This window comes from Beijerinckia sp. L45 (assembly GCF_009765775.1).
In the GTDB taxonomy this organism is placed as follows: domain Bacteria; phylum Pseudomonadota; class Alphaproteobacteria; order Rhizobiales; family Beijerinckiaceae; genus RH-AL1.
Window position 1 is genome coordinate 1 of the sequence record NZ_LMUU01000038.1, and the last position, 7031, is coordinate 7031.

General features: G+C 64.5%; 9 protein-coding genes. 5 read left to right on the forward strand and 4 right to left on the reverse strand.

Annotation, left to right across the window (positions count from 1 at the left end; genetic code table 11):
* Positions 1-166: 166 nt before the first annotated feature.
* A complete protein-coding gene (locus tag GSQ79_RS03555) occupies positions 167-484 on the reverse strand; it encodes an antibiotic biosynthesis monooxygenase (protein WP_158807363.1) in 318 nt (105 codons plus the stop codon).
* 288 nt (positions 485-772) lie between these two features.
* Between GSQ79_RS03555 and GSQ79_RS03560 the strand changes: the two genes are divergently transcribed.
* Positions 773-1528, forward strand: a complete 756-nt coding sequence (locus GSQ79_RS03560; RefSeq protein ID WP_246725083.1) for an outer membrane protein — start codon at positions 773-775, stop codon at positions 1526-1528.
* Between the two features lie 122 nt (positions 1529-1650).
* Here GSQ79_RS03560 and GSQ79_RS03565 read toward each other — a convergent pair whose 3' ends face one another.
* Positions 1651-2445 carry a hypothetical protein gene (locus tag GSQ79_RS03565; protein ID WP_158807364.1) on the reverse strand — a complete coding sequence of 265 codons (795 nt, stop codon included), beginning with the start codon at positions 2443-2445 and terminating at the stop codon, positions 1651-1653.
* 461 nt (positions 2446-2906) lie between these two features.
* On the opposite strand from GSQ79_RS03565, the gene GSQ79_RS03570 reads away from it, so the two are divergent.
* The 3 genes from GSQ79_RS03570 to pth all read left to right on the forward strand — a co-directional run bounded on the left by GSQ79_RS03570 (position 2907) and on the right by pth (position 4704).
* Positions 2907-3626: a 50S ribosomal protein L25/general stress protein Ctc gene (locus GSQ79_RS03570; RefSeq protein WP_158807365.1), complete on the forward strand. Its 720-nt coding sequence runs from the start codon at positions 2907-2909 to the stop codon at positions 3624-3626.
* 98 nt (positions 3627-3724) lie between these two features.
* A complete protein-coding gene (locus tag GSQ79_RS03575; protein ID WP_158807366.1) occupies positions 3725-4099 on the forward strand; it encodes a DUF1640 domain-containing protein in 375 nt (124 codons plus the stop codon).
* A gap of 23 nt (positions 4100-4122) precedes the next feature.
* Complete coding sequence (gene pth / locus GSQ79_RS03580; protein WP_158807367.1) at positions 4123-4704, forward strand: aminoacyl-tRNA hydrolase; 582 nt, start codon at positions 4123-4125, stop codon at positions 4702-4704.
* 206 nt (positions 4705-4910) lie between these two features.
* On the opposite strand, the gene GSQ79_RS03585 is transcribed toward pth, so the two are convergent.
* On the reverse strand, positions 4911-5909 hold the full coding sequence (locus tag GSQ79_RS03585) for a lysozyme inhibitor LprI family protein (protein WP_158807368.1): 999 nt from the start codon (positions 5907-5909) through the stop codon (positions 4911-4913).
* A gap of 102 nt (positions 5910-6011) precedes the next feature.
* On the opposite strand from GSQ79_RS03585, the gene GSQ79_RS03590 reads away from it, so the two are divergent.
* Positions 6012-6251, forward strand: a complete 240-nt coding sequence (locus GSQ79_RS03590; RefSeq protein WP_158807369.1) for a hypothetical protein — start codon at positions 6012-6014, stop codon at positions 6249-6251.
* 272 nt (positions 6252-6523) lie between these two features.
* Here GSQ79_RS03590 and GSQ79_RS03595 read toward each other — a convergent pair whose 3' ends face one another.
* Complete coding sequence (locus GSQ79_RS03595; protein ID WP_158807370.1) at positions 6524-6751, reverse strand: hypothetical protein; 228 nt, start codon at positions 6749-6751, stop codon at positions 6524-6526.
* Between the last annotated feature and the right edge of the window lie 280 nt (positions 6752-7031).

Here is a 7031-nt window from a genome sequence, read left to right on the forward strand (position 1 = left end):
CGCCTGGGAACAAACAAGCCGTGGCGCCGACTTTCCGGCGGCGTAGAGCGGCAAGAAGCCGTCATCGCCAGCGGAGCGACGCAACTCAGGAGAGACGCTAATTTGGCAGCTGCCGCCCCTGGGTTGCTCGCCATCGGCTCGCGATGACGGCGCTCCGCGGAGAAGATCAGTCGCCGACCGTGCCACCAAACCCATGCACGGCGGTGATCACATGCTCGACCGTCGGGGGCGCTTCGAAGCAATGGCCGACGGCCTTGCGCCAGACCTGGAACTCCGGCGACTCGCGGAAATCCACCATGTGTGCCTCGACGCTGTCCCACCGCACGAACAGGAGGTAGCGGTTCGGTACTTCGTGCGAGCGCTGCAGCTCCATGCCATGGCACCCCTTGGCGGCCTTGAACGCTGCGACGGCGGAGGTCACGCCCGTTTCGAACGCGGATTCCATGCCGGACTTGATGGTGAGGGTGGCGATTTCGAGGATCATGAGAGCTCCAGCGTGGGTCAGCGTGGGGGACGCTTAGGGTCAACCCGAGCGCCACGCAAGTCGCAGCGGAATGCCCGGGCCGCTCGAAGCCCCGCCATCGGTGATACGCCACCGCGGCTCGCTCGCGGGCAATGTATGCCTCTAAACCATTTGCCGTGCTTCGTGCCGATCGCAGGCTTCGGTTTGCGGCGCGAAGACTACCGTGACCGCACGGTTTCGTGATCAAGGCAGTGGCATATCAAGACTTTAGCAAGGCTCGCGCAAGCCGGGCCTCCGATAAAGGACGCAATGAGACGCGCCACTGGGGAGGCCGCATTGACCAAAATATTATTGCTGACGACATCGCTTTGTTTTCTGCCCGGCATGGCGCTTGCCGCCGACCTGTATCCGCCGGAACAGATGCCGGTTCTGCCGGCGTCGCCGCCCATCCTGTCCTGGGCCGGTTTCTATGCCGGCGGCCAGCTGGGCTATCAGTGGGGTCGATCCACCTTCTCGACGCACGTTCCCGGGGAGGCCTTGACGCTGCAGCAGCCGAGCTACAGCGATGCCGGCGTTCTGGGCGGGGCTCACGTCGGCTATCTCTGGCAGGTCCACCAGTTCGTCTTCGGTCTGGAAGGCGATATCGATGGATCGAATTACAACGGGTCGGCGCAAAGCCTCGGCACCATTCGCGAGTCGACCCACGAGAACGTCATGGGCTCGTTGCGCGCTCGCGCCGGCTACACCTGGAACCGCATCCTGGCTTACGGCACCGGTGGCGTCGCCTTCAGCACGTTCCGCAACACGGGGTCCGTTGCGGGTGTGACCCAGAACGCCGACGACACCATGCGTGTCGGCTGGACGCTCGGCGCCGGCCTCGAATATGCCGTCAACAACGACTGGTCGGTGCGTGCGGAATACCGCTACACCGATACCGGCCATTACTCGGAATTCGCTTTGGGTGCCGACGTAAATCACCACCAGACCGACAGCCGCGTGCAGGCCGGTTTCAGCTACAAGCTCGACGGCTTCCTGGCGCCGCCGACCGTTTACGCACGATACTGAGGGCGACAGTCGCACGCGGCGCTTTCGCGTGATCGATCGCGTTCAATGACGACCTGCAAACTACCGCCAGAAGGTATGGCATTACACCTTCTGCATCGAATGCATCGGCGTTGCGCGCATCATCAATCCAGCGGAATGCTGGCGCGCGTCGAAAGTTTGAACGTCTTCCGGAAGACGCCGGGTTCTGACAGGTTGGTCACCTCGGACATGCCCGTGGCGTCGATGACGATGGGGCCGGTCGTCAGACCGATGTTCAGAGCCGCCGCAGGTTGGCCGTTCATGACGCCCGCGTGCGCGGCCGTCTTGACCTGACCGAGCGCCGTTGGGAAGGCCAGCGACGAGTCGCCCGGCGCGTCTTTCGGCCGAGCCGGCGACGTTGCGGACGACACCTGCGTGACCGGTGCGGACGCATCGTCGGCGATGCCATCGGCTTCCAGGGCAGCGACGGCAAACGTCGGGATCATGTTGGACGGCGCAACTTTGGCCGGCTTCGGCGGGGATGCCGAAGCCGTTCGGAGGAACGCCGCAATCGATTTCGTATCAAACCGTCCGCCCGAAGCAATCTGCGATACCGCCTGCGGCATGGCGCCGTCGCGCGCCGATCCGCGCGACCGCGCTCTCGTCAGGGACGCCGTGACGTGCGCCGCCGACCCGACAAGGGTCGGACGTGGCGCCACTTCCGGTTCATGCCAGGGCTGCGGCGCAACGCCGGAGTGCGCAATCGCCGGGTCGAGGGTCGATCTGGCATCCTGCGCGGATGCCGACGCTTTTGCATGAATTGGCCAGAGCCTGGCCGGGACGGCATATGTTGCAGCTGCGAGGACTGCAACAGCAACGGCCGCGAGCGCGCCACGCGTCGTAGCGCCGGAGGATGCCAGATACGCCTTGTCGACGGCGCAGTTGCTCATAGCAGACATCAGCGGTCTCCTTTTATAGCAAGAGCATTTTGTAGCAACAGCATTCGAAAGCAGAAACGCCTGCAAGGCGAGCATATCGGGAGTGCCGAACGCCGAAACGATCTCAAGCAACATTTCGGGGCAGGGCCCCAAACCCTTACAACGTGCAGTCTATACGCTAACGTCAATACGAATACTTAAGACGCCATTCGCTACACTAGAACCTGACGCTATTAACAAAGAGTTACGCTACACAAAGCATCGTGCTGCAATGCGGTAATCTGATGGCGTGGGGCGTTATCCGGTCTGAGCTCGAGACATGACAGATCTGCGGGCCGGGCCCGGCTCGCGGCCGAACGGGACGTGTCAAGCGCGCCGTCCTTGCCCTTCCCCGCAACCTCCCCTATACACGCGCCTCTTGTGCTCGTTTCCGACACCCCTGGAGGCGTGGGCGCAAGTTTCAACACTTGAAGGAACACCAGATGGCCGAGACGAAGTCTTTGGCGGCCTCGGTGCGCAGTGGGACAGGCAAGGGGGCCGCCCGCAGTGTACGTCGTGAAGGTCGCATACCAGGCGTGATTTACGGGGGCGGCGATGCGCCAACCTCCATCACGCTTTCATTCCGTGACGTCAATAAAGTGATTTACGCGGGTCACTTCCTCACGACGATCTTCGAGATCGACGTCGATGGCGCGAAAGAGCGGGTCATCCCGCGCGACTATCAGCTCGACCCCATCCGGGATCGCCCGCTGCATGTCGACTTTCTCCGTCTCAAGGCCGGCACCCGGCTGCGCGTCGACATCCCCGTGATCATCACCGGCGCCGAAGAGGCCCCGGGCCTCAAGCTCGGCGGCGTGATCAACATCGTGCGCCACTCGATCGACCTGAAGGTTGGCGCCGACAACATCCCGGAAAACGTGACGATCGACATTTCCGGCATGGAAATCGGCGATTCCAAGCACCTCTCCGACGTCAAGCTGCCCGCCGGCGCCCGTCCGGCTCAGCGCGGCCTCGACTACACGATCGTGACCGTCGCACCGCCGCTTGAAGCGGAAGACGAGCCGGAAGCAGCCGTCGCCGCAGCCCCGGACGCCAAGGGTGCCAAGGGTGCCCCGGCCAAGGGCGCGGCGCCTGCCAAGGACGCCAAGGCTCCGGCCGGTGGCAAGGCGGCGCCCGCCGCTCCGGCCGCGAAGAAGAAGTAACGACACTCCCTTCTCCCGCCTCGGCGGGAGAAGGACTCGTTTGACGCCGGCCGGTTCATTGGTAACGTTGCTGAGTTGGCTCGTGTGGGACACCCGGGATGACCGCCGCGGTCGATACCTCGAAATTGGTGCGCGCGCTGCGCGAGGCGACCTTCACCGCCGAACAGGCTGAGGGCCTCGCAGACGCGATCGCCGAGGTGATGCGGGGCGACCTTGCGACGAAGACCGACCTCCGTGAGGAGGGGGCCCACCTCAGGACTGATATTCGCGAGGGAGAATTTGGTCTTAAGGCCGATCTTCGCGAGACCGAAGCGCGTCTTGAGGCCCGACTCCGCGAGGTGGAGGCGGGTCGAAAAGTACAGATCGAGGCGAGCAAGGCCGACGTCATCAAGTGGATGTTCGGCACGATCGGCTTCCAGACCCTCATTATCCTCGGCGCCGTCATCACCCTGGCCCGCCTCGTCGCCAAGTAGGCGTCTCGCTCCCGGAACCCGCCATGCTCCTCTTCGTCGGCCTCGGCAATCCCGGCCGCCAGCACGCCGGGCAGCGCCACAACATCGGCTTCATGGCGCTGGACGCCCTCGCCCGGGCCCACGCCGCGCCGCCATTTCGCTCGAAGTTTCAAGGGCTTGTCAGCGAACTGACGCTCGCCGGCGAGCGCGTCGCCCTGCTCAAGCCCGAGACCTTCATGAACGAGTCCGGCCGCGCCGTGGGCGAGGCGCTGCGCTTCTACAAGCTCGAGCCCAAGGACGTCACGGTGTTCCACGACGAGCTCGACATCGCCGCCGGCACGGTGCGAGTGAAGACCGGCGGCGGCAATGCCGGGCACAACGGCTTGCGCTCGATCACCGCGCTCGTCGGCAACGAGTATCGCCGGGTGCGCCTCGGCATCGGACATCCCGGCCATAAGGATCTTGTCCTGAGCTACGTCCTCGGCCCCTTCGCCAAGAGCGAGCAGGGCTGGCTCGAGGTGATGTGCGAGGCCGTCGCCGATCAGGCGGCGGAGCTGGTCAAGGGTGCAGACGCCGCCTTCCAGAGCAAGGTGCACCTGCGGCTCGAGGCCGCCGGGTTCGCGTAAAAATGTCCGATTGCTGAAACGGCGATCGGCCGCGATCTTGTCGCCACGTCGCATCGGCGTAGAATCATCAAACCCGCGTGCCTGGCACTAGCCTCTGTTGCGGGGTGACCGTTCGCCGACCTCGCAGCCTGCGTTTTTCGGCGAACGCCGACGCCACGGCTCCGGCATTTTCGGCGTTCGCCGACGCCGCAGTCTTGGCCCGGCGGCTACTCCAAAAATGCCGCCAGCATCGTCGTCCGGGCGTCCGTGAGATTTGCCTTCACCCCATCGATCGACGCCCCTGGCACCACCGAGGCCAAGGCGACGAAGGCGTCGCGGTAGGCAAGCCAAGCCTTCTGCGTCGTCTTGATCCCGGCCTTGTCGGTTGTGCCCCAGCTCGCCGTGTCCTTGACCCGCATCACCTTGCCGTAGGCTGCGTTGAGCGCCGCATCCGCCGCCTTGAACTTGGCCGCATCGGCCGTCGGTCCGCGCCCGCCGGCCACCGCCTCCAACGTCTTGACGAAGGCGTCCTGCTGCGTCTCCTGCTCGCCGAGCACGGCGACGACCCGGATGGTGCCGGACTGGTCGACCTCGTTGTCGCCGCGCGCCGCGACGAAGGCGGCTTCCGCCTTGCGCAGCTTGGCCAGCGCCGCCGCCGGTTCCGGCGCGAGCGTCGCCGCGAGCGCGGCCAAGCGTTTCTTCCGCACCACGTCCTGGGCGGCGGCATCGTGCGCTCCGCACTGGTTCAGCAGGATGGTCGAGGTGGCGTCGTCACAGAAGCCGAAGGGCTCCGGCTTGGGCGATGCCTTCATCGCCGCCAGGTGCAGGATCCGCGCGTCGATCTCCGCCGGCGCGCCGTCGAGGAGGCAGGCGTAGGCGCTGGCGATGTCGAGATTGCGGGTCGCACCGCGCCCGTTGGCGTAGATCGTCACCAGCAGCGCGCGCCCGTCGAACGGGTCCGTTTCGTCCTCCGCCTTGGTGGGAATGTGGCTTAGCGCGCAGAGCCGCGCCGCCGCGGGATCGGCGGGATGCTTGATGCCGTAATAGAGGTCTTCGCTGTCGCAGGCCGCCGCGCTCTTCTGGGGCGGCATCGGCAGCTTGAGCGGCTTCAGCGTCTGGCAGATCGCCTTCGAGACAGGATAGTCCGTCTCCGTGGTTTCCGCCCAACTGGCAGCCTGGGCGGTCGTGGCAAGGCAGGCAAAGACCAGGGCAAGACCGACGCGCATAGGGTGTTCCTTCGGGCCGGATCGCCGGCTTCCACGCCAGCCTTAGCGGGAACGCAGCGCCGCCGAAAGCCGCCGTCGCCCCTCAAAATTATCGCGAAGGCCGTGCTCCGGCAGCACGTCGAACAGATCGACGGCGTCACGCGCACCTGGTTCGAACTGAATTCGAACGCGGGATTTGCCGTCAAGACCCTCGTCGTCGAGGTGAATTTCGATACCGATCCCAACGCCAGCGATTTCCGGCAGGACGTGATCGACGCCATCGAAGGCACTGCCAAGGCCGTGTTGGCGTACCAGACGACGCAGGTTATCGACAATCTGAAGATCGTGCCGCGCCGCGGGTGAGGGGCTTCGGTACGAGTCGGTCCTGACAGGGTGAATCGCCCCAAAGACACCCGGCCGACCGCATCGATCAGGACGTCGGCATCATCGGTATTCTCGTCCGATATGACCGCCTCATGCAGCGCCGGCCGTCTGCACGCGGCAGCCTTGGTCCGCGAACCCACTGGTTTGAAATCATACTTACAAAACTATAGATTGTGGACAAAACTATAGATCGCGGAGATCGCCCGCGTCGCCTGCCAGCTTTACCGCTAAGTCGCCCAATCCGCGCCGCGCTAGACACCTTGCTCGCGCGGCGTTTCGGATTGCGCCACCACCGGCTGCTGTTTCGGACGGAGCGGCCAACCGCCGTCCCACGGGGGCAGGAGTTTCCACTCCCGGCTCGGCATGGATCGATACTCTTCGCCGATCCGATAGTGGACCAGATCGTTGCCAGATCCAGAATGGTTGCAAAATATAACGGCTTCGTCTCCAAGCTTCCGCAGCATCGGCTGATAAGTCATATGGTTTCTTTCAGGCGACCATGCGCCTGAAAGGTGAACGCGCAAAAGCGTCTTTAGTTACAAACTTTGAAAAACGCTGCAGTAAGCGCTCTCAAGCAATTCCCCCGGCCTCGCAATTGGATGGGCACCCCACCGTTGATCCCGGTGTCTACGCAACCGTTCCGATGCCGCAAGCGGAACCTAGAACTCGTCCCAGCCGCCATCATCCGCACCGCCGCCGCTCGCCGCCATCCGTGCCGCCGGACGGGCTGCCCGCTGCGGCGCCTTATGCTCGGGACGC

What these genes read in the sequence shown, in the direction of transcription:
- GSQ79_RS03555 (WP_158807363.1), bottom strand. Translation starts at nt 484, where the DNA reads ATGATCCTCGAAATCGCCACCCTCACCATCAAGTCCGGCATGGAATCC.
- GSQ79_RS03575 (WP_158807366.1), top strand. Translation starts at nt 3,725, where the DNA reads ATGACCGCCGCGGTCGATACCTCGAAATTGGTGCGCGCGCTGCGCGAG.
- GSQ79_RS03570 (WP_158807365.1), top strand. Translation starts at nt 2,907, where the DNA reads ATGGCCGAGACGAAGTCTTTGGCGGCCTCGGTGCGCAGTGGGACAGGC.
- GSQ79_RS03565 (WP_158807364.1), bottom strand. Translation starts at nt 2,445, where the DNA reads ATGTCTGCTATGAGCAACTGCGCCGTCGACAAGGCGTATCTGGCATCC.
- GSQ79_RS03560 (WP_246725083.1), top strand. Translation starts at nt 773, where the DNA reads ATGAGACGCGCCACTGGGGAGGCCGCATTGACCAAAATATTATTGCTG.
- pth (WP_158807367.1), top strand. Translation starts at nt 4,123, where the DNA reads ATGCTCCTCTTCGTCGGCCTCGGCAATCCCGGCCGCCAGCACGCCGGG.
- GSQ79_RS03595 (WP_158807370.1), bottom strand. Translation starts at nt 6,751, where the DNA reads ATGACTTATCAGCCGATGCTGCGGAAGCTTGGAGACGAAGCCGTTATA.
- GSQ79_RS03585 (WP_158807368.1), bottom strand. Translation starts at nt 5,909, where the DNA reads ATGCGCGTCGGTCTTGCCCTGGTCTTTGCCTGCCTTGCCACGACCGCC.